The organism is Singulisphaera sp. GP187 (assembly GCF_900129635.1).
Lineage (GTDB): Bacteria > Planctomycetota > Planctomycetia > Isosphaerales > Isosphaeraceae > Singulisphaera.
In genome coordinates, this window is record NZ_FSRB01000002.1 from 540,504 (window position 1) to 564,100 (window position 23,597).

General features: G+C 65.0%; 8 protein-coding genes and 2 pseudogenes. 5 read left to right on the plus strand and 5 right to left on the minus strand.

The window, feature by feature from the left end:
* Window positions 1-130 precede the first annotated feature (130 nt).
* From BUS42_RS26610 to BUS42_RS26630, 5 genes and pseudogenes are all read right to left on the minus strand, one after another.
* Window positions 131-4,471 carry a PVC-type heme-binding CxxCH protein gene (locus tag BUS42_RS26610; protein ID WP_074312080.1) on the minus strand — a complete coding sequence of 1,447 codons (4,341 nt, stop codon included), beginning with the start codon at window positions 4,469-4,471 and terminating at the stop codon, window positions 131-133.
* Window positions 4,472-4,732: 261 nt separating this feature from the next.
* Window positions 4,733-8,056 carry a serine/threonine-protein kinase gene (locus tag BUS42_RS26615; RefSeq protein WP_159452299.1) on the minus strand — a complete coding sequence of 1,108 codons (3,324 nt, stop codon included), beginning with the start codon at window positions 8,054-8,056 and terminating at the stop codon, window positions 4,733-4,735.
* A 93-nt stretch (window positions 8,057-8,149) separates the two neighbouring features.
* Window positions 8,150-8,890 (minus strand): RNA polymerase sigma factor, encoded by a 741-nt coding sequence (locus tag BUS42_RS26620; protein ID WP_074312084.1) that lies wholly within the window; start codon window positions 8,888-8,890, stop codon window positions 8,150-8,152.
* A gap of 180 nt (window positions 8,891-9,070) precedes the next feature.
* Window positions 9,071-9,562 (minus strand): annotated as a pseudogene (gene rhuM, locus BUS42_RS26625) (RhuM family protein); the annotation flags it as partial.
* Window positions 9,563-9,982: 420 nt separating this feature from the next.
* Entirely contained in the window at window positions 9,983-11,053 is a 1,071-nt protein-coding gene (locus tag BUS42_RS26630; protein ID WP_074312086.1) for a S66 peptidase family protein, read from the minus strand.
* A gap of 286 nt (window positions 11,054-11,339) precedes the next feature.
* On the opposite strand from BUS42_RS26630, the gene ffh reads away from it, so the two are divergent.
* The 5 genes and pseudogenes from ffh to BUS42_RS26655 all read left to right on the plus strand — a co-directional run bounded on the left by ffh (window position 11,340) and on the right by BUS42_RS26655 (window position 23,572).
* Window positions 11,340-12,821, plus strand: a complete 1,482-nt coding sequence (gene ffh / locus BUS42_RS26635) for a signal recognition particle protein (protein ID WP_074312088.1) — start codon at window positions 11,340-11,342, stop codon at window positions 12,819-12,821.
* Window positions 12,822-13,129: 308 nt separating this feature from the next.
* The gene (gene rpsP / locus BUS42_RS26640; RefSeq protein WP_254053814.1) at window positions 13,130-13,510 is read left to right on the plus strand and encodes a 30S ribosomal protein S16; all 381 of its coding nucleotides are present in this window, start codon (window positions 13,130-13,132) and stop codon (window positions 13,508-13,510) included.
* 15 nt (window positions 13,511-13,525) lie between these two features.
* Complete coding sequence (gene trmD / locus BUS42_RS26645; protein ID WP_074312092.1) at window positions 13,526-14,185, plus strand: tRNA (guanosine(37)-N1)-methyltransferase TrmD; 660 nt, start codon at window positions 13,526-13,528, stop codon at window positions 14,183-14,185.
* 34 nt (window positions 14,186-14,219) lie between these two features.
* A pseudogene (rplS, locus tag BUS42_RS26650) lies at window positions 14,220-14,561 on the plus strand (50S ribosomal protein L19); the annotation flags it as partial.
* A gap of 938 nt (window positions 14,562-15,499) precedes the next feature.
* The gene (locus BUS42_RS26655) at window positions 15,500-23,572 is read left to right on the plus strand and encodes an Ig-like domain repeat protein (RefSeq protein WP_074312096.1); all 8,073 of its coding nucleotides are present in this window, start codon (window positions 15,500-15,502) and stop codon (window positions 23,570-23,572) included.
* Window positions 23,573-23,597 lie beyond the last annotated feature (25 nt).

Consider the following 23,597-nt stretch of genomic DNA (forward strand, 5'->3'; position numbering starts at 1 on the left):
CAGGTTCCCAGATTCAAAGCGGGTTCGGCGTTTGCCTGTTTGGAAGATTTCGAAGTCGGTTCGGTCGAAGCGATCGGGCCGAGACGAGCCAGGTCAGGGACGGCCCTGACGCCCGGTGATGTGGGCCCGATCAGTCGAAGCCTTCGACCGTGACCGCCAGGACGATCGGGGCGGAGCGGTCGCTCCCCTTGACCAGCTCGATGCTGGCGATGGTTTCCCTCTGCTTCGGGACGACGGTGAGGTAGCGGACCTGTTGCGCGCCGAGCTTGAACGCCTGCTTCGAGCCCGGGACGTCGTTCGTGCCATTGAAGTCGGCGAGATGCACGCCGTTTTTCAACGCGTGATCTTCTGTCGAGCCGTCCGCGTACTTGATGCGCACGATCATCGAGACGGTCCCCGCGCGGCCGGCAGGGTATCCGAAGACGGACACACCGCCCAGGAGGTGGATCGCCTTGGCCGTCGCGTTGACCGGGAGTTCGGTCGACATCGGCATCTTCGGCGGGATCGCGCCGAGCGGGCTGTGCAGCATGACCGCGTTGGGCACGCGATCTCCCTGGGGGTCCACCAGCGCGAACGGCACACCGTCGACGACCTTCGGGCCCCAATCCTCGAAGATCAGCCGGCCGGTATCCGTGGCCGAATCGGACAGCATCCCCCTGCTGGTCGAGGCCGTCGCGACCTTGCGGAGGTCGAGCGGCAGGTATTTCCCCTTCTGGGCGAGGAACTGCAGGAGGTCGGCCAAGCCCTCATTTGGGATCGACTTCTCGAATCCGTCGGGCATGAGCGACTTCTTCGATGCGGCCAGTTCGTCGATGTCCTGGCGGAGGATTGTCTGCTTCTTGCCCTCGGCGTCAAGCAGGTCGATGGACGTCCTGGTCTCGCTCGCCAGGAGGCCATTGAGGACGCGGCCGTCCGTCGTCGAGGCTGTGTATTGTAAGAAGTTTCCCTCGACCGATCGGCTCGGATCGAGGATGTGGACGAGGAGTTCGCTCTTGGGGTGCGCGGCCATGCCGGTGAGGTCCGGCCCGACCTTGCCCCCTTCGCCGGAATGGGTATGGCACTTGGCGCACTCACGCTTGTAGACCTCTTTCCCTCGCGAGGCGTCTCCACCCTTCAGGACGACCGGAGCCAGTGCCTGGATAACCTTCTCGCGATCCAGGTCGGGCAGCCCGTCCCCCCTGGCCAGTAGGGCCTTGGCCCGCCCGGCGATCGACTTGTCGGGATGGGCCGCCAGGGCCTGTGTCTGGGAGAGCGATAAGAGGGACAACGGTATCTTTCCCGCTTCGATTCCGCCGATCAGCGCGTTCGTCCACTCCTTCTTGCCGAGCAATGCCAGGGCGCACGCCTTGCTGGCCGCCGGTGTCATCGGTCCCATCGCGTCGACGAGGGCCGATCCGACCTCGGCAGAGTCACTCCTGGCCACGGCGGAGATCAGGCCGACGGCCAGTTCAGGGGTGGCCTTCGGGTTCACCAGAGAAATGACGTTGCGCGCAGCTTTCGGGTCGGTCTTGCGAAGCTCGATCAGTTGCCTCGCGGCGTCGACTCGCGATGACTCGGGCTTCCTCTCGTCGGACGCTGCGGCGAGGAAATCCCGGGCGAGTTGGGCCGTGTATCCGTCCAGGCCCTTCACGCCCCAGCCTGAAGCGAGTCCGAGCAACTGGCCTCGTGCGTCCGTCGCGAGCTTCGGCAGGAGTGCGGCGATGGCCTTTTCGGAATCGACGTCGAGCTTCGGCTCCTTGTCCTTGGGCCAGCCTTTTGCAAACCCGGCGACGATCGCCTGGCTGACAAGTGGGTCGGCCTCCGCGAGGGCCGACAGCATGGCGCCGATCGTGTCCACCGGTCCCCCCCGGGCATGATGCTCGGCGAGCCGGGAGACGATGGTCAGCGTATCGGACGAGGGCGGACGAATGAATTTGTGGCGGGCCAGGACATCGAGGACTTTCGCATCATGGCGAGCCGCGGCTGAGGTCGCCGCGTCCATCAGGCCTCGATCGCGGTCGAACCCGCCCGTCGCGATCTGCTCTGCCAAAGCGCGGGTATCGCCGTCGGCCTGGGCCAGGTCCGCGATCCTCAGCAGTGCTGCGAGGCGCACCTGAGCGTTGGGGTCGCCGAGGAGGGCGCCGGCCGGGGACAATCGGGCGGCGACCAGGTCGGTCGGCAGGGCGAGCGCCGCGTTGCGACGAACGCCGGCCGAGCGGTGCTGGACCGCGGCGGCGAGCGCCGCCGGGCCGGCCTCGCCGGCCTGCTTCCAGCCGTCGAGAGCCGTCAGCGTCCAGATCGCATGGATTGCCCCCGGATTGAGCCCGGCGGCGTCGACTGAAGGATCGGCCACGAGTTTCGCGAGGTCGGCCGCGACGTCGTCCTTGCCGCGTTCGACGAGCATCCTCTGGGCGTGCAGTCGCCAGAACATATTGTCGTTCTTCAGCGCGGCCACGAGCCCGGCCGGGTCGTCTTTCGACAGCCTCGGCTGCTCGCTCGGCTTGCCGTCCTTCGCGACGATCCGATAGATGCGCCCGTGGGTCTTGTCGCGAAGGGGCGTCTCGTAGGCCGAGCCCTTGCCGGTCTTGTACCCCTCCGGCGTCGGGTTGTGCTGGACGATGAAGTTGTACCAGTCGACCACCCAGACTTGCCCGTCGGGGCCGATCTCGGCCAGGATCGGCGAGGTCCACTCGTCGTCGCTCGCGACGAGGTTCCAGGCGTTGTGGGATTTGAAGTCGGTGCCGTCCGGATGCAGCGTGAACGTGGCGACGAGATGTCCTGTCGGCTCGGCGACGAAAGCTGTCTTGTTCCAGTATGGCTCCGGGTAGGTACGAGCCGTGTAGAGCGCCGAGCCCGCCCCTGCGGTGAAGCCACCGTGCCAGTCGACCTGCCGGACGTTCTCGGTGATCGGGAAGAAGCGGTTCGAGTCGGCGATGTTCGGCAGGACCGTGGGCGACATGCCGCGCACCGACTCGTAGTAGCGGTTCGGGATCGGCATAAACACGCTCGGGCAGCCGTTGGCGGTCGAGCCGAACAGTAAGCCCTCTTCGCTGATCCCCACGCCCCAGGAATTGTTGTTCGTGCTACGGAGGAACTCCAGCTTCGAGCCGTCAGGCTTGAAGCGGAAGAAACCCTGGCGGAAGTTGTGACGCTCGCCGCCGACCTCGCCGATGAAGCCGGAATATCCGATGATCGCGTAGATCCAGTCGTCGAGCCCGTAGCGCAGGTTCGACGGGCCGGCGTGGGTGTCGCGCGTGCCGAAGCCCGTGAATAGGACGTTCCGCTCGTCGGCCTTGCCGTCGCCGTCGGTGTCCTTGAGGAAGAGCATGTCGGGGGCCTGCGTCACGACCAGGCCGCCGTTGATGGAAAGCAGGCTGGTCGGGATGCTCAGGTTGTCGGCGAAGAGTGTCGTCTTGTCGGCCTTGCCGTCGCCGTCAGTGTCCTCGACGATCGAGATCCGGTCGCGGCCCACCCCCTTCGGCTGCATCTCGTTCGGATAGTCGACGGTTTCGGCAACATAGAGCCGGCCGAGGTGGTCCCAGGTCATGGCGATCGGCTTGAAGATCTGCGGTTCGGCCACGAAGAGCTTCGCCTCGAAACCGCCGGGAAGGGCGAGGTGCTCCTGCGACTCCGCGGGGGGCAGCGGCTTCTGCATCTTGCGGATCGGCTCGCCGAGAGTGCCCCATCGGGCTCCGGGCGTGTAGAGCGGGATCTCGGCCTTCTCGTACTCGAACGGCTTCAGGCTCTTCGCCACGCGGGGACGCGAGTCGTACACATCCCCCTTGTTGGCCGCCCAGCGGATGCCCCGTTCGACGAGGTCATGGAAACCGGGATGGCCCCAGGTCCTGGCGTCGTGGCCGTAGGCGGTATAGAAGACACGCCCCTTGCCCTGGGTGCGAGTCCAGGTCCAGGGCTCGGAGCCCGCCGGATCGTCCCGGGTCTGGAGGACGTGCCGGTCCTTCGTGTTGTGTTTCGTGTGGACGTAGGTCTCATCCCAGGTGCGGAAGGGCTCCAGTCCCTTGATGATCGGGTGATCGGGGTCGATCACGGTCGTCTCGAACTGGCCGGTGCCATGCTTCTGGAACTGGGCCCCTACGAGCGCGATGTACTCCGGAGAGTTCAGGAAGCAGAACGAGGCACAGTGGAGCGGTACGAAGCCGCCGCCGTTCGCCACGAAGTCGAGCAGCGCCTTCTCCTGGTCCTTGCCGATCTGGGTCGTGTTGGCGTAGATCACCAGCGCGTCGTACTTCGCGAGGGTCCCAGCGTTCAGGTCCGAGATGTTCTCGGTATACGTCATCGCGATGCCACGTCCCGACAGGACCGAGGCAAGCTGGGGAAAGCGATCGGCCGGGCGATGGGGGCCTTGATCCCCCAGGAAAAGGACGGTCAGCGGCTTCCGCTTCGGCGGGGGTGGATCAGCGGCGTGGGTGGCGAGACCGGAAAGCCCGAAGAGCGAGAGGGCCAAGACGACCAGGCGAGTGGGGGGCTTCATGGTGCGAATTCCCTCGCGAATCGAACAATGGATGTTCGGTCGGCGCAACCGAGGCCAGCGGTCCGCCCGACGAGATCTTCTCACGGGGCGGTCCACAGTCTCGTTCTCGAACACGGTTACGAGCGGTGTAGCGATGAGGGGGACACGCGCGAACTCACAGGATCGCCACCCCAAGACCAGTGCGGGCGATACCACGACCTCAAAGGCACGCGGCCTCTCGATATCCAGTTAGGGAAACAAACCCAGACGTTACAGCCGCCGTCAGTTTTTTTTGAAGGAGTCGGAGTTTGGGACGGCCGGATCCTTCGCCTCGACACGCAGGGCCCCGACGCATCGCCAGAATTCTCGGAGAGTACGTCGCTCGGGTTCGGGGATCTCTGCCAGCGCCGACTCTTCGCGAATTCCAGCCAGCACCGGGTCGACCTGCCATCGACCGAGTCGTTTCAAGACCGCGGCTCGGTGGCGAGAATTCCCTGTGCGCAGGACCGCTTCGGAGGCTCTGAGGTCGGCGTCCAACCAGTCGAGGGCCTGCTTGACCCAACGTGCACGCGAACCAGGCTCGGAGGGTGACTCCTCGCTCCCGGGTTCGGACGCGGCGAGTGCCGCGGCGCGTGCGGCCTGGAACCGGTTCGCCGAGGCGAGGTCATCCGCGAGTGCAGGCGACGAGGCAAAAGAGTCGGCCCACAGTCGAGCCGCCCCGAGCGTCTGATGTCGAGCGAAGGCGATCCGTGCGAATGACACCCCCTCTTCGGCGTCGCTCGGGAGCTCGACCCCCGCCAGGACGGCCGGGAGTCTTCCCTCCAGGGACATGAGGTCCCTGGCGGAGGATGAGAGATCGGCCGGGGTCAGATAGGGGTCCGCCGGCGGTGGGCCGGGGTCGACGCGGGCCAGGACCGCGAGCGCTTCCCGATAATCGCCCGTCTCGATGAGGGCGCGTCCCAGGAAGAGGTTCGCCGAGGAGAGACGAGGGTCGAGGCGGACGGCCTCACGGAATTCAGCGACGGCCTCGTCGAGGCGACCGGCCGATTGCAAGGCGTGGGCGAGCGCCTTGTGGGCCACTGCAAATCTCGGAAATTTGCGGACCGCCTCCCGTTGTTCCTGAATCGCCGCGAGCCAATCGCCCCGGTCGGAGTAGGTGATTGCGATCTGGTCCCGCACCATCCAGTCGTCCGGTTTGATCCGCTTCGCTTCGCCGAATTGGGCGGCGGCTTCGTGAGGTTCGCCCAGCGCAAGTCGCGCCGAGCCCAAGGCCACGTGAGCGAGGGCATCTTCCGGCCGAAGTCGGTTCAGCTCGCGGAAGACGTCCGCAGCCTCAGTGGGCTGGCCGCTCAGGAGGAGCGACTTCCCGAGGCCGTCCAGGGCGATCCCACTCTTGGGCCGGACGCTTGCGGCGACCGCGAAGAAACGGACCGCCTCGTCGGGTCGGCCGGAAAACATCAAATCCCGCCCGAGGTCGGCATTGACCCAAAAATCGTCGCGATGCGATGCCTGGGCACGGCGCAGGAGCGAGATGGACTGATCTCTCCGTCCCAGAAATGCGAGCGAGGTGGCCAGCCGGGTGACGCTCGCCACCGGCAGACGGTCGATGTCGGCGATGGCGGCGAGCCGCTCCAAGGTCTCGAGCCGTTGAGCTGGTCCGCCATTCGTCCGCTCGAGCGTGTCGCGAAGCCCGTTCCTCCACGGGTCGGGATCGGCCGCCCTGGCAGCGGCAATGAGCCTCCGCGCACCGGCAGGGTTGCGGAGTACCTGCCCCCGACGCAGGAACGCCCATTGATCGAGGGCGCTGGCCAGATCCGCAGCCGCCGGGCTGGCGGCAAGCACCTTCACGGCTGACGCCGGATCCGACCGGTCGAGGTCGACGCCGTAGGCGCGAAACGCCGAGGCGAAATCGGCGTCGGCCTTGGCGTCGTCATTATGAACGCCCAGGTCGTTGAGGACGGCGGCCAGCCGCTCGACGATCCGGCGATCCTTCTCGGCGTCCGCGGCCGCGTCGCGCTCTCGGACCAGCTCGGCCAGATAGGCATGGACCCGTGCGCGCAGCCCCTTGCCGGGGTTGTCGCCGAGGACCGACTCGGCGCGGCGGGCGGCCTCGATGGCCTCGACCCAGGGGATCGGATCGCCGCCCGAGGCTCGAGCACTCTCCCGTTTCTTCGAGGCCTCAGCCAGCGCCCCGTCGACCGCCGCTCGCAGGTTCCCCTCGCGCCGTCGTCGCTCGCGGTCCATCCAGCCCCATCCGGTCACGCCGAAGAGCAGAGTTCCGACCATCGATGCCGCAAGGGCCAGCGTCAGCAGCCGGCGCCTCCGCTCGCCGGCCGCCTGGGCCTCGGCCCTCGCCTGGGCCAATTCGGCTTCGCGGAGACGCCCCTCGACGCCTCGGAGGTAGGCCGTCAACTCGGCCACGACCACCCCAGCGTCTCGAGGCCGATGCTTCGCCGCGGCGGCGAGGCAGGAACGCGCCAAGGCCGTCAACTCCGGGTCGGCGTCGCACGCATCGAGGCGTGCCATCGCGTCCGAGAGGTCGGCCCGCTCCGCCCTGCGATACAACTCGGCGCCGGCTTCGTCCGCGAACGCCGGCCGGCCGGTCAGGATCTCGCAGAGGATTGAGCCGAGGGCGAAGACGTCCGCCCGCTCGTCGAGTGTGTCGAGTGAGCCCCGTGCCTGCTCGGGTGCCATGTAGGAGGGAGTGCCGAGTACGGAACCGGGGCGCGACTCCATCGCCGCAGATCCACTGCGCAAGGTCCAGACGGCGGGGTCGTCGCCGCCGGCGAGGATCGCCTTCTCTTCGTCGGCCACCCCGCCCTGATCGAGCACCTTGGCAAGACCCCAGTCCATGACCTGCACCTCGCCGAAGCTGCCGACCATGATGTTCGACGGCTTCAGGTCGCGGTGGATCACGCCTCGGGCATGGGCGTAGGCCATGGTCTGACAGACCTGCTCGAAGACCGAGAGAAAACGGATCCGGTCTTCGTCGGGGCCCCGACGCGTCGCGAGCAGTGCCGCCAGGGTGCGGCCCCGTACCAGCTTCATCGCGATAAAGAGCCGGCCGTCGGGGAGGCGCCCCAGCTCATGGACGGGGACGATCCCCGGATGCTGGAGCTGGCCGCCGATTTGCGCCTCCTCCACGAACCGACGGACCATCTCGGGATGATCGCGGTGCTCCTCCCGGATCACCTTGACGGCGAGGTCCCGGCCGAGTTCGAGGTCGCGTCCCTGGAAGATGACGCCCATCCCGCCCCTGGCCAGTTCGCCGATCAGTTGGTAACGCGCCGGCTGGCCCGAGAGTTGGGACGTCTCGGATGACCTCGGCCGGATCAGACGAGTGTCCTCTGAGGTGTCACGGAGATGAACTCGGGGGATTGCCGCGATTGCTCGGTCTTCGTTCAAAACACCGATCGGCGGTTCGACGGGGCCAAGTTCCGCATCCAAGTCGTCATGGTCCCGGTTCGTCCCGGGGTTCCCAAGGCCCGCCTCAGGATCGACCGCGAGGGCGATCCCGACGCGTAACAAGCAACGCGGGCAGAGGCCGGCCGGCGAGGATGCCGGCCGGCGGCCTGAGCAGTCGGGGCAGATTTCGAGCGAGAACATCCCCGGCTCCATCGATCCGGTCCGATCCAAACTGAGGGCCCTCCCTTTTTCTTTGGGAGAAAGTCGGCGGAGGTTACAGCGCCGTGACGGGATTCAGTCCTCCAGAGCGGCAAAGAGCGTCCGGATTTCGTCCTCAACCTCAGTCGCGTCGCCGACGGTCGCGGCGATCTCCTCGCGTAACATCACCCCATAGCGGCGTCTGAGGCGATGGACGGCGACGCGGACGTTCCCTTCGGTCATCCCCAGCCGCCCCGCGACCTCCGCATAGGCCCCCGACGCCGGATCACGAGTGAGCTGGGCGATCAATTCCTCGAACTTGGCCGACCGTCCCGCATCGTCGTATTCGCGGCGGAGCCGTTCGACGATCCGATCGAGAAGGGTCAAAGCCCAGGTCCTGTCGAAGATGCGCTCCGGGGTCATCCCGTGGGCCGGTTCAAGCGCATACCGGTGCTCGGCATCGCAGGGGTCGATCGAAATCAAGAACCGCCCCCCACCCCGCTTGGCCGCAGTCTCATGATCCCGACGGGCTGCCAGTTGACGGGCGCAGATCGTACGAAGGAACGCCCGGAAGCGACCCCGCGCCGGATCGGCCTTGGCGAAGAGGTCGCGTTCCAGGACGTAGATAAAGAAATCCTGAGTCAGGTCTCGCGCCTGATCCGGCGGGTATCGGCGGTGCCTGATGTAGGCGTAGATGGGATACCAATAGGCCTGGCAAAGGCCCGACAACGCTTCCCTCGCCTCCGGGGCGTCCCTGCGGCTGGCCGCGCACAGGCGGCCCCACTGCGTGGTCGGAAAGAGGCTCCCCGCATGACTGTCGGTTTGCGTCTCCGACATGGCAGCTTGGCTCGGTTTTCGGGATGGAAGGTTGTGGCCTCGGAGTTCGACTCGATTATGGCATTCAGATCAGGCGGTGACGAGAGCCCCGATTTGCCAAGTTCACGCGGCGGTCACGAGCTTTCTTGGAGATTGGTCGGCGAGCGATTCGTTCGGAGGAATCGCACCTGTCACCTACCTCTTGAAGAGTTCGACGGTGCTCTTCTGGCTGGCGTCGTAATCGGCGGCGAGGGCGAAGATCTCCTTGACGCGCAGGTACATCCGGCGTTCGCTGGCGCGGATGTCGCGAATCCGCTCCAGCAACTCGTCGAAGTAATCGGGAACGCCGGACCCCTCGACGGGCGGGTTTTTGAGCCGCTCGTCGTCCATCGTGAATCCCTTGACCAGATACTCCCGCAACCGCTCCGTCGCCCAGCGGCGAAACTGCGTGCCGCGCGACGAGCCGACGGCCAGGATCACGTCGAGATTGTAGTGTTTGACGGCGCGGCGGACTTCGCGGCCTCCCTCCTGGCGAACTTGTAAGTAATCCTTACAGGTTGCCACCTCGTCGGCTTCTCCCTCCTCATAAATCGCCTTGATGTCGAGAGTTATGTTCTGAGGCGTGGTCTGGAAAAGTTCGGCCATGAGTGCTTGGGTGAGCCAGAGTGTCTCGTTCTCGAAACGGCACTCGATACGCGTGCGGCCATCCTCGGCCTGATAGAGGAGGACTTCTCCGTTCGGCTCTAAAGGGGGAGGATGACATAACGATTCTCCTCAGCGATCCCAGTCACAAAGGAGTGAACGCGTTCGAAACCGGCGGCCCGATGTCCATGGTTCGTGCTTTCTTCGACATAAACCGCTCTACGTTCTGGTTGAGAAATGGAAACGATGTTGTCTATATGACATAAAAATGGGCGTTTGAAACAGGTATTCCTGAAGTCATATGCTTCGGTCGTTTCTCAAGCAGAGCCTAGAGCGGTTCCCAGCCGGCTGGCGCACGGAAAAAGGGGACAGGCACCCGGCCTCCCAAGCGTTCGGTGAGATTCAAGGGCTCAGGGGCCGGGAGCCAGTCCCCTTTTTCCTCCGCGGTGCGCAATGCAAAGGAAAACCGCTCTAGTCGAGCCGAACCGGGTTCTCCAGGAGCTTCAACACGGTGGCGTCGGCGTCGAGCTCGACCAGGCCGCCATGGGGCACGGTCGCGTTGTGCGGGGTGTGGCCGATGGGAAAGTTGAGGATCACCGGCACCTTCGCTTTGGCGAAGTATTCGCGGAGCACCCGATCGGTCTCTTCACGATCCGCGGGTTCTTTGCTGGTGAACGACCCGATCACGACCCCGGCCACCTGGTCGAGCACGCCGGCCAGCCGGAGTTGGGACAGCGATCGGTCCACCCGGTACGGCGCCTCGTTCACGTCTTCGATGAGCAGGATGGCCCCTTTCGGTTGGATCGCATACGGGGTGCCGAGGGTGCTACAGATCAAGGTCAGATTCCCTCCGAGCAGTCGCCCGCTGGCCTTGCCCCCCACCAGGGTCTCGGGTTTCCGACCCTCGGGGACCGCCACGACGAAGCCGTTCTGCCCCGGCTGATATTGGTCGGCGAAGATCAACTGCCGGAACGACCGGCCCGCAAACCTGTATTCCCCCTTGTCGTCCGGCGCCAGGCCTGCCATCGGCATGGGTGAGTGGAACGTGACCAGCTTCGCTTCGCGGGCCACGGCCAGGTGAAGCGCGGTCAGATCTGAATAACCGATGATGATCTTTGGATCCTTGCGCAGGGCCGGGTAGTCGATCCGGTCGATGATGCGTGTCAGGCCATAGCCGCCGCGGACCGGGAAGATCGCCCGGACCTTGGGGTCGCGGATGAACCGGTTCAGTTCCTCGGCCCGCTGGTCGTCGGTGCCTCCGAGATACCCGTGCTTCCGCTCCTCGATCCCCTCCGGAATGATCACCTTGTACCCGGCCTGCTCCAGCGTTTTGGCGTACTCACGCAGGGGGGCCAGGACGGCGGGGCCGGCCGGGGCCGCGAACGCGATGGTGTCCCCAGGCTTCAGCGCGGGGGGATTGAGCCACTCGAGGGGGCGATCGGTGTCGGCCGCAACGGCCGGGGCCATCCCGGCGACGTTCGACCAGGCCCAGAGCAGGCAACACCCGAGGAATCGCGTCCGGATCGTTCTCAGGCCGGGCATGGTCCGTGCTCCGAAGAGAAGAAGAGTCATGATTTTCTGATTCGGTGAGTGGTCGGTATGGCGTCTCCGGCTCCCATCGAGCCGTTAACTCCGAGCAATCTTACGTCTTGGGGCCATCCCGTCGTCTCTCCTTTGCGGACCGATCGGGAGTCCGCGGGGTTATCCCGTCGTTGTTTGAGACGAACACGCCCTCAGGTTCCTTGGGCTAAAGATATTGTCGTGGAACCGTCTACTCATTAAACTAGCTGGTTCGCGATAGCCCTAGGGAACGGGAACGATCTCGGCCATGTTCGACGACCTACAAAAACGGCTTACTTCTGCCTTTGGGCAGTTCCGCGCGCGGGGGCTGCTGACCGAGGCCAACATCAAGGATGGCCTCCGCGAAGTTCGCACCGCACTCCTGGAAGCCGACGTCAATCTGCAAGTCGTCAAGGAGTTCATGGAGAAGGTCGGCGAACGCGCTGTCGGTCAGCAACTGATCAAGAGCGTTCGGCCCGAGCAGCAGATCGTCAAGATCGTCCACGACGAGCTCATCGAGCTGATGGGGCCGATCGACCCGACGATCCGGTTCGAGAAGACCGGCCCGACGGTCATCATGCTCTGCGGTCTCCAAGGCGCGGGCAAGACGACCACTTGCGGTAAGCTTGCGCGGTTGTTGGCTTCGCAGGGGCGAAAGCCGTTGCTCGTCGCGGCCGACCTTCAGCGCCCCGCCGCGATCGAGCAGCTCAAGGTCATCGGCCAGCAACTGCAAATTCCGGTTTTCAGTGCGCCGGAGTCGAACCCGGTCAAGGTCTGCCAGGATGCGCTCGCCGAGGCCAACCGCCAGGCCCGCGACACGATCATCCTCGACACCGCCGGCCGGCTCCACGTTGACGACGAGCTCATGGCCGAGCTCAAGCAGATCGAGAAGAAGGTCAAGCCGCACCAGGTCTTGTTCGTCTGTGACGCCTTGACCGGGCAGGACGCGGTCGCCTCGGCCGGCTCGTTCAACGAGGCGCTCGAACTCGACGGCGTGATCATCACCAAGCTCGATGGCGACGCCCGAGGTGGGGCCGCGCTCTCGGTCCGCAAGGTGACCGGTGTCCCCGTCAAGTTTGTCGGCATGGGGGAGAAGCTCGACAAGCTGCAGCCGTTCGACCCCGAGCGGCTCGTCGGCCAGATGCTCGGCATGGGCGACATCGTCGGCCTGGTCGAGGCCGCGCAGTCGGTCGTGGATCAGGAGGAGGCGCAGCGGCAGCAAGAGAAGCTTGCCAAGGGGAAGTTCGACCTCAACGACTTCCGCCAGCAGATCACCCAGATGAAGAAGATGGGGTCGGTCCGCGACCTGATGGGCAAGATCCCTGGCCTGAACCAGATGCCCGTGAACCTCGACGAGATCGATGCCGACGGTGAGGTGCAGCGGATTCAGGGGATCATCGATAGTATGACCCCCGAGGAGCGGCGCAATCCGAACCTGATCGATATCTCGCGACGGCGGCGGATCTCGGCCGGTGCGGGCGTTGACCCGTCCGACATCTCGGCCCTGGTCAAGCAGTTCGACGCCATGGCGGCCTTGGTCAAGCAGATGTCTCAGATGACCATGCTTGACAAGATTCGCGCCATGAGCGGACTCGGCCGCGCGGGGGCGTTCAACCCCGGAGCCCGGCTGATGGCCCCCAAACAGGGGACCGGCAAGCGGCTCACCCCCAAAGAACGCGAAAAACAGCGCAAGCTGCGTGAGAAAGAAGAGCGGAAGAAGCGTCGCGACGAACGCGGCAAAGAAGGATGACCTGACGACTCTTGGTTTTGCGGCTGAGGGCCACGGGTCGGACTGACTCCGTGGCCGCTCGCCGAGTCGCTCGGCTTTTCAGACATACAACGGAAGCAGAGTTAGCCGAATCGTTTAGGGAATGGGCCGGACGGATCAAAGATAAAAAAGCCAGAGGACCCGACGAGGGGACCCTGACTTGATCCTGACGACCCGCGAGGCCGCCGCAGGCTCGGGACCGGCCTCGTCCCGCGGAAACATTGTGCAAGGGGTTCCCGAAGGACTTGCCATGCGTCCGAGCCATCTTTTCTTTTTTGAGGAGTTTCCGAGTGGTCCGTCTTCGCATGAAATCGTTCGGCCGCCGCCATCGTCCCTTCTTCCGGATCTGTGCGATGGATATCCGCTCACCGCGTGATGGTCGGGCGATCGAAGAACTCGGGCACCATGACCCGATGATCCGCAACGTCGATGCTCGTACGGTCCTGAATGTCAGCCGGATCCGCTACTGGCTGTCGGTCGGCGCCCAGCCGAGCGATAAGGTCCAGGCGCTCTTGAACCGGTACAAGATCACCAAGCCCGCGCCCGGCGAGCACTGGGAAGTTCCCGAAGCCCCCGCGGCGACCCCGGCCCCCGCGCAGGCGACTGCTCCGGCCCCGGCGTCCCTTTCGCAGGCCCCTGCCGCGGCGCCCACGGCGCCGCCGGCCTCGTAATCGCAAAGGCTGACGATGTCTGCCTCGCCGCTTCGTTTTGACCTGATAAGCCTGTTCCCAGCCCTCTTCGACGGCTTCCTGAGCGAGAGCATCCTCAAACGTGCGATCGACAAGGAACTCGTCGCGGTTCACCGCTGGGACCTCCGCGACTGGGCCGAGGGGAAGCACAAGCAGGTGGACGACCGTCCGTTTGGTGGGGGGCCCGGCATGGTGCTGATGGCGCCACCGACCGTTGCGGCCGTCGAGGCGGTGCAAGCCGCCGACGACCGTCCCGCCCGCTTGATCGCGCTGTCGCCGCAAGGCCGCAGACTCGATCAGGACCGGGTCCGCGAACTGGCCGGTGCGTCTCGGATCATCCTGCTCTGCGGCCGCTACGAAGGTTTTGATGAACGGATCTTCGAGACCCTGGAGCCGGAGCAACTGTCGGTAGGCGACTACGTGCTCTCGGGGGGTGAGGTGGCCGCGATGGTCGTCGTTGACGCCGTCATGCGGCTCTTGCCCGGCGTCCTGGGTGATGCCGAGAGCGCGATCGACGAGTCGTTCGGACCCGACGGTGGCCTCGAGTACCCCCACTATACCCGCCCCCGCGAGTTCCGCGGCCGAGCGGTCCCCGACATTCTGCTCAGCGGCGACCACGCCGCGATCGCACGCTGGCGACGAGAACATCGACGATAAGCCAAGTCAGACACAGGAAGGAAAGGGTTGAGCCATGCAAAATCAGTTGATGGAGACGGTCGAACAATCGAGTATGAAGGCGACGATCCCGAAGTTCGAGATCGGCGACACGGTTGACGTCCACGTCCGGATCCTGGAAGGCGAGAAAGAGCGGATCCAGATCTTCAACGGCGTCGTCATCGCACGCTCGGGCACCAAGACCCGCGAGATGTTCGTGGTCCGCCGGATCGTCCAGGGCGAAGGCGTCGAACGCAAGTTCCCGGTCCACTCCCCGCGAATCGCCGACATCGTGGTGAAGCGGTCGGGCAAGGTCCGTCGCGCCAAGCTCTACTACCTCCGCGAACGGTCGGGCAAGGCCGTCCGCCTCAAGGAGCGGTTCCCCGGTGGCAAGTCCACCCCGGCCGAGGCCAAGGCCGCCAAGGCCGAGCGTCGCGCCACCAAGGTCGCCGCCAAACGCGCCAAGGCCGAAGCCGCCGCCGCGGCCAAGTCCGCGCCGACGCCTGAGACCGCGCCCGAAGCCTGACCCGTGCTCCGGGATTGAACGACCGATACCGATTCCCAAACCGAAAAGGGATCGACCACGAAGCCAGCCCCTGGCTTCGAGGCCGGTCCCTTTCGGTTTTCCACCGACCTCGCCCACCTCCCTCTCCCTTCTCACCGCACCGGTCGGTCCCTCGCCGGAGGGCTGCCCGCGCTGGCGTTGGGCCTGGACCGGCGCTCAGTCCGCTTGCCGGTGCCTCCCGCTCAAGAGGCCGACGATCAGGTCGTGCCAGCGAACGGAACGTCTCCCCTTGGGACTCCGGAGACCTTCACGATGGTTCGACGCGGCCGCGGCCGCTCCTACCTGGCCAGGAAGAGCCGTGTGTTTTTGTCATTTGTTTTGTAGCAAGATATTCCGAAAATCAATGTTGGCCAGGCAGCCGGCCTTTCCGAGTCGCGAACGGGCGGCGAGATCTTTTTCTTTGGCCTCGGACGCCAGGCGCGTCGGTCCTCTTGATCTTGAGTGCGTTTAAAATTGCCAAGGAATGAGCCAAGAAATCATCGCAAGGTCATGGAATTCAAGATCAACGAGGATGGTTAATTTTGTCTGTGTTAGAAAACAACATGCTTGCGATTTCTATGCAATTTGCATAACTTCGAAGTGACTCGATGGTTTGCGGTTGTCATATCGGTTCTTGGTGGCTTTCAAGCAGATTCTTTGGGCGATCCGGTCTACTCGGATGGCTTTTCCCCCTCTGGCTCGCGACGCTGGAAGAAGTCGAACGTCGGGGATCCGGAACTCTCCGGGGAGGGGGCCAAGGAAAGGCTTACATCATGTCACGCGGCTCTCCCAAGGCTTTGGACCTTTCCGATCGACGTCCGCCTCTGCGTCCGAGGCGACCCAAGCCGTTTTACCTGGCGGCGGAATGGCTCGAAAATCGGTTGATGCTCGATGGGGCGTCGGCCGCCCTGCCCTCCGCCCTTGTCGTCGGGCGTACCCTCTCCTCGTACACCGTCGGCGGGATTCAAAACAACCAGGTGGCGATCACTTATTCCGTTTACAACGAACAGACTGATCCGGAGTCCGGGGTCCAGTTGACAACCACACTGGCGCCTGGCGTGACGATCGTGAGTGCCTCGGCGGCGCCGGCGCGCAACGGCCAGGAGTTGACGTGGGGCTTGGGGACGATCGACGGCTTTGGCCGGACCAGCGTCACGCTGGTCGTCGCGAGGAATGACCCCGCGTCGTTGCCGCTCGACCTCGGTTCGCAGGCCCTCGCCACGCTCGGCACGCAAGTTGTCTCGGACACCGCGCCGGCGGCGACCTTGCGCGCCGGCGCGATTCCGGCCGAGTTCCTCACGGCCACGGTCGACGCCAATTCGCAAGACCCGTTCATCCAGCAGAAGGCGGCCGAGCTCGATTATGACCCCGCGGAAATCTTTAGTTATCTGCGTGATGCGGTCGGGTTTGAGTCGTACACGGGGTCGCTCCGAGGGGCGCGGGGCACGCTCTGGAGCAACGCGGGCAATGCGCTGGATGAAGCGAGTCTGGGGGTGGCCCTCTATCGCGCCTCGGGCATTCCGGCCCGGTATGTTCAGGGGACGCTCTCGGATGCGGCTTCTCAGCAGTTGATCCTCTCGATGTTTGCGGACCCACTGCGAGTCGTCGGCTTCCTCAGCCCGGGCGTGGCGGCCTCCGACCCGGCGCACGATCCCACGCTCCTTGCCGAGACGCGCCAGCACTACTGGATCCAATTTGACCTGGGGGGGGGATTCCAGGATGCCGACCCGACCTTCAAGAACGGGGCGATCGGCCAGACGTTTACGGCCGCCCAGGGAACGTTCGCCGAGGTCCCGGACGCACTCCGGCACAAGGTCACGATCACATTGGAGCGTGAGCTGACGCAAAACGACCTCTTTGGCGGGTCGTCGCAGAGCGTCGCCCCGGTTCTCACCGACACCTTTGACACCGTGGAACTCGTGGGCAGGCCGATAACGATCGGTCATTTCGTCTCGAGCTCGACGTCCGGTTTTGTCTTCTCGGCGACGACCAACACGTATACGCCGTATCTCCTGGTGGGAGACGGGACTCTCGAATCCTCGCATGATCCGCTTCTTTTGGGAACTTCGTATCAGGAAGTGCTCACGAATTTCCCGTTTGGCAGCCAGATTCTTACCGGCGTCTTCTTGAAGATCAAGATGACCGCTCCTGACGGCACCGTGGTCAACCTGGACAAGACGCTCGCCGATCGGTTCGGGGTTGCCGCGAGGCAAAAGGGGGGCGGGGGCGCCTTGTCGGTGAACCCGGGCGAGCCGCTGATCACGCCGCTCGACCTCACCACGCTCAGCATCGAGCCGGGACGCTATAACCTGAAAGCGCTGGAGACTCTGAACCAACAGCTCGCGGCTCAACAAGCCACGTTCACGAGCTTTGCGCAGCAGGTGGATGCCACCCCCCCCGGCCCCGCTCGGGATCAACTTCTCGGCCAACTCAGCAGCGTGTTCGGCAACGCCTTGATCGCGATGGCGCGGTCGCGGCTCGCCCAGTTCGCCGTCATGTCGGATACGTTCACGGACCAGTTGGGCAGCAGCGAACTCGTCAAGGCCTACTTCGACAGCCCGCGCGTCGTCCTCTTTGATTCCCGGGCGATTCCGCGGGCCGACGGGACTGTCTCGCTCCGGTTTTCAATGGACCTGCTCCGCGACCTGCTCCGCGCGATTGCGGTTCCCGGCCAGAACGCCCAGGCCAACATCGGCTTTCAGCTCGTGCGCGGCCTCAGCGAGACGTTCGTCGAAACCATCGCGATGGGGACGCCTCCCCCGACTGCCACGGGCGCGCCCTTGATTCCGGTCAGCGCGGTGTCGGTCTTCCAGTCGGCCCTGGCCCAGAACATTCCCCTGGTGGTCCTGAGCGGCCAGAATCGCGGCCAACTCGACGCGCTCCCGTTCTCGGCCCAAGCCAAGCTCCTGATCTCCAACGCCATCGACCAGGGCAAGGTCGTCCTGGTGCCCACTCAGAACGTGACCATCAATGGGGAGCCGCGGATCGCCTGGTATGAGACCGATCCGGTCACGGGCGCGACCGTGGACGTGATGGATGACGGCGGACACCAGGCCGTGTTCGCGAGCACCGCGGAAAAGGTCATGTTCTATACCATCACCTACCTGATCGAGTTCAACCTGGGGGTGGTCGCCGGGATCGGGATCGGTCAGAGCTTGTTTAGCCTGGCGCGGTTCGCGTTCTTCTCGGCCGTGAATTTCAACAGCGCGGGGCTTCCTACTAATGTTCAGACATTTCTTCAAATCAAGAACTGGATCGGCACCCTGTTCAACGCAGCCATTCAGGTGGCCAAGGGGATCCCGAACGTCTTCTTTGCCGCCGGCTTTGCCTTGGGGTTGAAGTTCTCGTTCGACCACTCCAACGACCCCCCGCTGCAAGACCTCTTGATTTCACCTCGGCCGTTGGATGCGTTCAAAAACTTGGGCCAGGGAAGCAGCCCTGGAGACACGATTGCCACCGCCATCGTTCCCGACCCGCTCTATACCCTCCCGATCCAAGGAGCGCAATTCCCGATGTTCCGGATCGGGATCAAGAACCTGGGAGCCAGCACGCGCCGGTTCAGCTTGAACCTGGTCGATTTGCCGGCCGGATTCAGCGGCAGGACCAGCATTCCCGAGGTGGTGATCCCGCCGGGCGCGACGGCCGAGGTGGGCCTGATCCTCTTCCCGACCGGGCCGATCGCTCAACCCGGAACCCTTGTCTCGTTCGGTGTCCAGGTGGCCGATCTGGCGGATCTCAGCCGGACGACCACCCAGAGCCTCACCTTCGCCTTGCCCGAGGTCCACGGCGTGAGCGTGACCCTCGACCGGACCGAGGTGAGCACGACTCCCGGGAACCCGGTCCAGGTCGTCCTTCGATTGCAGGCGACGGGAAACGTCCCGGAGCATCTGACGTTCGCGACCCGCCTTTCCAATGGCCTCACGCTGAGCGGACTCACTCCCGTCACGATCAATCCCGGCGATACGGTGACCCAGACGGTCACTCTGACACCCGCCCCGGGCACACCGCTGAACAGCGCGCTTTCCGCGAGTCTCGACACCAAGTTCGGGACGGCCTTACCCGAAACTCGCGTGATTAACGTGAACGTCGTGGTCCCGGGCGCGACGGCGATCGCCGACGCGTCGGTGGCCGCGAGCCAGTTGGGCAACTCCGCGCTGGCCGCCCGACTCAACGACCTCAGCCTGGCCCTGACGAACCTCGTGGGGAACCCGTCCAGCGAGGTCTTCAAGAGCCAGGCCCTGGCCAGCCTCGACAGCGTCATCGGCCAGCTCGGAAGCAACCCCGCGATCGCTCCGCTCCGTGCCGATCTGACGTCGGCGAAGGCGACGCTCGCCAACGCCGGAACGTCCGCCCAGATCCAAGGCGCCATTGTCGCGTTGGGCAACGTGCTCGACTCTCTCGGTTCGATTCTGACGAATCTGATCAAGCACCGCTTCGAGCTGTCCTTCGTGACCAACAGCCAGGTCGCCCAGCCGCAATCCCCCTCGACCTTCTCGCTCCTCCTCCGGAACCTGGGGACCGAGACGACGACCTATCTCCTGAGCCTTCCGGGCCTGCCGGCCGATGTCACCGGCAGCCTGTCGCAGACCTCGATCACGCTGGCCCCCGGCGCATTCACGACCAGCCTCCAGGTGACTTTGACCCCCACCTCCACGACCCAACTCGCTCCTTTGAGCTTTGTCGTGCAGGCCAGCGCCCAGGGGGCTCCTGAGATCAGCGGCACTGCGACCGGCTCGCTCACGGCGCGAAGCGAGTTCGTCTCTGTCGTTTCGGTCAGTACCGACCCGCCGTTCGTCGATCCGGGCGGCACGGTGAAGGTCTCGACTCGCGTGCTCAACGCGGTCAATCGGGAGCAGCAGGCACTGGCGTCGTTCGTGGTGAAGAACGCCGGCGGCCAGACCGTTTTCAACTCGCAGGCGGTGCCGGTCACGCTCGGCGTGCTCACGTCGCTGACGACGGTCCCACTCGGTCCCCTCGACACGACGAACCTCTCACTTGGCGAGTACACGATCGTTGTCAGTCTGACCGACGCCGGCGGCCAACCCATCCCCGGCGCGACCGGCGAGGGGCGCTTGCTCGTCGGTTCTCCGGTGTCGTCGACAATCGCGGTGACCCCCAACGTCCTCCCGACCGGAACGAGCACGGTCGCGAACACGCTGACCATCAACAGCACCGCTCCCCTGGTGGGGCCGCTCGGCGTGTTGTCCCAGACGGCCGTTCCGGGCGCCGCCGGTTTACTCCGGAATGGGAACCTGCTCTACGTCGGGGCCAACGACGGCATTCGCGTTTACGACATCACCAACCCGAGCCAGCCGCAGCTGGTGCGCACGGTCGGCACGACCGCGGATCTCCTCAAGATGCGCGGAGACCGACTCTACGCGTTGAAGGCGGGCGGCGCCTTTGGATCGATCGTCGTCTCGATCTATTCGATTGCCGATCCGGCGAACCCACAACTCCTGGGAGCCACGCCGGGGATTCCCTATGACAACGCCACCGATATGATTGTTACCGACACGCATGTGTTTGTGCCGATCTTCAGTATCTTCTTCTTCCTGGCCAACAACGACATTTTCGAGCAAACGGGAGACCTGCTCTCCATCGATGTTTCGAACCCGGCCGCGCCGCATCTCGATGGCGTCCTCCGGAATACCTACGGCACCAACAACGACAACATCGGGAACGAGTTCGGCATCAATCTCACGGGGGGTGACGGCAACCTCTGGTCCGTCGTCCAGGTCGACCCGACCACGCTGCTGGTCACGGGAAGCACGGCCGTGCACACTGATACCCAGACGGGGTCGGGCGTCGTGGATGTCATCGATATCAGCGATCCGACCCACATGAAGATCGTCCGGAGCCTCACCATCCCGGGCACGGTGCAGGCCGTCGGCCTCGCGATGGAAGGGAACCGGGCCCTCGTTACGGGGTCCACCGGCGGCTGGAACGACTTTGGGACCGATCTGGGCTTTACCGGGAACTTCGTGCTCGCCACGCTGGATCTCACAGACCCGCGCAACCCACAACTCATTTCGACGCAAACGTTGCCCCGCGCCTCACGGGGGCTCAACTACGACGTGCCGCTGGGGAATGGCCTTTTCGCGTATTCCAGCCTTGGGGCCGCGAGTGACTCCTCCCAGCTCACCGTGGTCGACGCGACCAACCCTCAGCAACTTGGCACGAAGAGCACCACCGTACCGGCCGCAGTCACGAGGTTGTTCGGGGAAGGGAATTTCCTCTATACCACGAGCACGAGTGGATTGATCATCTATCAGATCGCTGGTGACAGTTCCATTCCCCTCACCGCGCGAGTGGACGTTCCGAAGAACAGGGGCGTGGCCGTCGTGCCCGGATCGTTCAGTCTCGCGCCGACCCAGATCATCACGGGGGTCGATCGCGATACTTATGTCTGGAACCTTTCCCTCATCGCGGCTTCGAAAACCGAGAAGATCACCTGGCAATCGACCGTGACCAACATGCAGGCGGGCGAGTCGCGGCCCGTGACGCTTGGTGCTTCGGTCGCGTTCACCAGCCAGGGAGCCCCGGGGCAGGTGACATTGCCCGCGCTGGATGTTTCCGCCAATCAGATCCTCGGACTCGATCCGGCGTCGCGGTCGGTTCGGCCGGGGGCGGCGGCGCCCTACACGCTCGTGGTCTCGAATCCCACGAACGCGGCCGTGACGTATGCCCTCTCGATCCAGGGGGTGTCTCCGACCTGGTCGAGCTTGCCGGCCTCGATCTTGGTTCCCGCCGGCGGCACGCTCAACGTTCCGTTCACGCTCACTTCGGAAGCCCTCGCGGCGCTGGGGGCCTATGGGTTTGCGGTCACGGCCAGCGCTCCGACCGGTGCCACGGGCTCGGTGCAAGGAAGCCTGACCCTCGCGGGCGCACCCGTGTTGCCCGACACCAATGCGCACGGTGTGGTCGTCACGCTGATTCCGACCCAGGCCACGGCCGGTCAAGGGACCGGAGCGAATTACGTGGTGCGGGTGACCAACACCGGCAGCGTTCGGGAAAACTTCGCCTTGACGGTCAATGGACCGGGGGGGATCGTCAGCCTGTTCGGGCGAGACACGGTGGATGTCGCTCCGGGCGCGGGCAACTTCCAAGAGATCCCGCTCACGCTCAGCGCGTTGGTGGGAACGATGCCCGGGTTGTACGACTTCACGGTCAACGCCCGCGCGACCTCCTCGTCGGGAGTCACCGGTTCCGTCGCGGGGACGCTCAATGTGACGGCCTTCGGAGTGGCGGTCGGCTTGACTCCGCTGTCGACCACCCCGACCGGCGTGCTGGACATGACGGTCACCAACAAGGGGACCGTGACCGACACGTTCAACCTCACGCTCGCCGGGCCCGGCGCCCTGACCGCCACCCTCGGCCAGACCGAACTGACGCTGGCGCCAGGCGCATCGCGGGTCGTTTCGATCACCACGACCAGCGTCAACGTCGCGGTTCCCGGGGCGCTCAGCCTGACCGCCGTGGCCACGTCGCGGGGCAATCCCGCCGTGAAGGCCACCGCGACGGCCGCGATCACGATTGCGCCGACCGTCGGTCTCCAGGCTCAGTTCGTCAAGGACAGGGAGGTCCTTCCCCGGCCCGGCGGCTCGACCTTCTCGCTCCTTGTCCAAAACCAGGGCAACACCGAGGATTCGTACGAGGCGGTCATTACCGGGAGCACTGGTCCGGTCTCGGCCCACCTGAGGGGACTGGACGGCACTCCTGCCCAGACGATCCCACTGTTCCGACTTCCAGGCCTCTCCACCGGGACCCTCTTGCTCCAGGTCGACCTCGCCGCGTTCGGTAGCGGGGCGGTGACCATCCAGGTGAGGTCGTTGAAGAACAAAGCGCTCGTCGCCCAGGCCACGGCATCCGTCAGTGCGTCCGCAACCTCGACCACCTCAACCGAGCTCCGGATTTCTCCCAACCCCGTGACGGCCGGGCAGCCTGTGACGCTGACGGCGACGGTCCGACCCGCGCCGGGATCGGGAACTCCGACCGGGTCGATCAGGTTCTTCGATGGCGCCTTGGCGTTGGGGACCACGGCACTGGACGCCAACGGCTCCGCCACGCTCGTGGTTCCGACGCTTGCCGCCGGAACCCTGACCGGTCTGGCCCCTGGGTCGCACACGATCAAGGCGGTCTACAGCGGCGATGCCACTCATGCCTCGAGCACGTCGGGGCCGGTCAGTCTGGTTGTCAACGTCCCCCAGACCCGCGGCCCGACCGTGACGAGCCTCTTGCGGTTCGGCTACCACCTTCAGCCGACGGTCCTGGTCCTGACCTTTAGCGCGGCGATGGACTCGGCAAGGGCTCAGGACGTGAGGAACTATTCCCTGGTGTTGCTCCGCGGCCGTCCGGTCGGTCGCCCGATCACCATCCAGAAAGCGGTGTACGATCCCGCGACCTTGACCGTCACCCTTCATCCGACCGAGCGTTTGAAGCTCAGCAACGTCTATCAATTGACGGTCCGAGGCACAGCGCCCGGCGGCCTGACCAACACGGCGGGCCAGTTCCTCGACGGCCAGCGGACCGGCGGGGCGGGCACCGACTTCCGCGGCCAGATCACACATCAGACCCTGGCGGGGCCGGCAACGGCCTCGGGGGGCGTCGTTTCGACCCAACCGCGGAACCGGCCCTCGCGACGTTTCCCGACCGTGTCGGCGGCCGCAGTCGACGCCCTGGCGGCCTCAGGTCACCTGAGGGGCGGGCTTGCGCGGGTGCACACCGCGCATCCGGTGGTCGTTCCTCCGGGCACCCACCCCACCCCTGGCGGGCAGAACGATTTGAACATCCGTCGTTGGAGCGGGACGGCCTACCCCGCCTCTCAGTTCAAGTTTCGCGGAGTATGAAAGCCTCAGCTCATAGGCCCTTCGG

Excerpts from the sequence above, each read along its gene's own strand:
- BUS42_RS26610 (WP_074312080.1), bottom strand. The coding sequence starts at position 4,471 with ATGAAGCCCCCCACTCGCCTGGTCGTCTTGGCCCTCTCGCTCTTCGGG.
- BUS42_RS26620 (WP_074312084.1), bottom strand. The coding sequence starts at position 8,890 with ATGTCGGAGACGCAAACCGACAGTCATGCGGGGAGCCTCTTTCCGACC.
- ffh (WP_074312088.1), top strand. The coding sequence starts at position 11,340 with ATGTTCGACGACCTACAAAAACGGCTTACTTCTGCCTTTGGGCAGTTC.
- trmD (WP_074312092.1), top strand. The coding sequence starts at position 13,526 with ATGTCTGCCTCGCCGCTTCGTTTTGACCTGATAAGCCTGTTCCCAGCC.
- BUS42_RS26655 (WP_074312096.1), top strand. The coding sequence starts at position 15,500 with ATGTCACGCGGCTCTCCCAAGGCTTTGGACCTTTCCGATCGACGTCCG.
- BUS42_RS26630 (WP_074312086.1), bottom strand. The coding sequence starts at position 11,053 with ATGCCCGGCCTGAGAACGATCCGGACGCGATTCCTCGGGTGTTGCCTG.
- BUS42_RS26615 (WP_159452299.1), bottom strand. The coding sequence starts at position 8,056 with ATGTTCTCGCTCGAAATCTGCCCCGACTGCTCAGGCCGCCGGCCGGCA.